Below are 1,592 nucleotides of genomic sequence, written 5' to 3'. Positions count from 1 at the left end.
GGCGCGGGTGCATTTCCATGTCCTGCCCGCGCCCGTCCTGAATCCGCGTGCTCGGCGTGCGTACCGACGAGCCGTCGATCAAGGGTTCGGCCCCGGTAAAGATGATCCAGCCCGCCGTCGGCTGCCCCACCACTTTCCCCAAACCGAGCGCGCGATAACCCTCGGTGAAATCCTCGGCATCGGAGAGCGAAGATTCGTTGGTGACGAGCACGGTCGGCTTGCCGAGCGCGCGCTGCCCGAGCGCCTGCCGTCCGGGGATCGGGAACAGGTCGCGCGGGGTCATCGTCAGATAGTTTTTGCGCGCGAACACGTCGATCGCATAGCCGTTGACGAAGCCGCCATTATTGTTGCGGATATCGACGACAACGCCCTGCTTGCCCTGATTTTCGGCATCGAGATCGAGATACAATTGATCGAGCGTCTCGGACGACATGTCGGCGATGTGGACATAGCCGAGCTTGCCGCCCGACAGCCGATCGACCAGCGCGCGGCGATCCTCGACCCATTGCCGGTACGCCAGCCCCGCCGCAGTGCCGACCGACACCGGGCGCACGGTGACGGTGCGGGGTCCGCTTGCGCCCTCAACCCCGATCCGCACCCGGCGGCCGACGGTGTTTTCGAGCAAGGCGTCGAGATTACCCTTTGCGCCGACGGACACGCCGCCGACGCTGACGATGCGATCGCCCGGCACGATCTTTTCGATCGAGGCCGGGCCGAGTGTGACGATCTCGCGCACCACCAACCCGCGGCCGGCTTCATACGCGGCACGATCGAAACGCAGCCCGAGATCGCCGACGCGGTTGGTCGGGAGTGCGCCCGGGCCTGCGAACGGGCGGTTGATCCCGCTGTGCGAGGCGTTCAATTCGCCGATCATCAGCCCAATGATGCGGCGCAGCTCGTCGGGCGTGCGCGCGCCGGAGACCAACGGCTGGTATCGCGCGCGCAGCGCCTTCCAGTCCTGGCCGTTGAACGCGGCATCGAAGAATTTGCGGTTGAGCACGCTCCACGCTTCGTCGAACACGATCTGCTTTTCGGACGCGAAATCCACGTCCATTTCGGCGGCGACGGCGATTGGCTTGGGCTTGGGGCTGTCGAGCGGGGTCGAGACGATGCGACCGCCGTCAAGATAGTAAAGCGTCTTGCCGTCGCCGGTCAGCGCGAAATCACCCTTGGGCCGCTCGCTTTGCGTGAGTTGCTGCGCAACCGGTGGTTCGTCGGCGAGTTCGTCGAGCGTGTAGCTGTAGAGGTTGGCGCGGCCCTTTTCCTGCGCGCGGAAGACGAGCGTCTTACCGTCGCCACTAATGACCGGCGTATCGGCGTTGAGGCCGAGCGGGAGGATCGTCGCGCGATTGCGCAGGCCGGCCCACACGATCGTGACGGGCGGGACCTTCGGTGCAGCGGGGATTGCGGCTGCGCCCTTCTTCGCGGCGGCGGGAAGCGGTTTGGGCGCTGGCGGCGGAGGCGTGGCGGCGGGCTCGCCGGGCGTATCGGGAGTCGTGCCGGGTTGCTTGCCGGGCTTGAACAAGTCGCTGAACTTGTCTTCCTTGAACTTGGGCACGTTGGGCAGCAGGTCGACCCGGACGATGCGCGAA

1 protein-coding gene is annotated in these 1,592 nt (G+C 66.1%); it reads right to left on the bottom strand.

What is annotated here, in order from left to right:
• Positions 1 to 1,592 (bottom strand): S41 family peptidase (locus tag ABWP09_RS14370; RefSeq protein WP_353205799.1); only part of this gene is annotated, 1,592 nt, incomplete at both ends.

This window comes from Sphingomonas sp. (assembly GCF_040398505.1).
In the GTDB taxonomy this organism is placed as follows: Bacteria; Pseudomonadota; Alphaproteobacteria; order Sphingomonadales; family Sphingomonadaceae; genus Sphingomonas.
The sequence above is the reverse complement of the archived record's forward strand: the minus strand, read 5'-3'. Positions and strand labels throughout refer to the sequence as shown.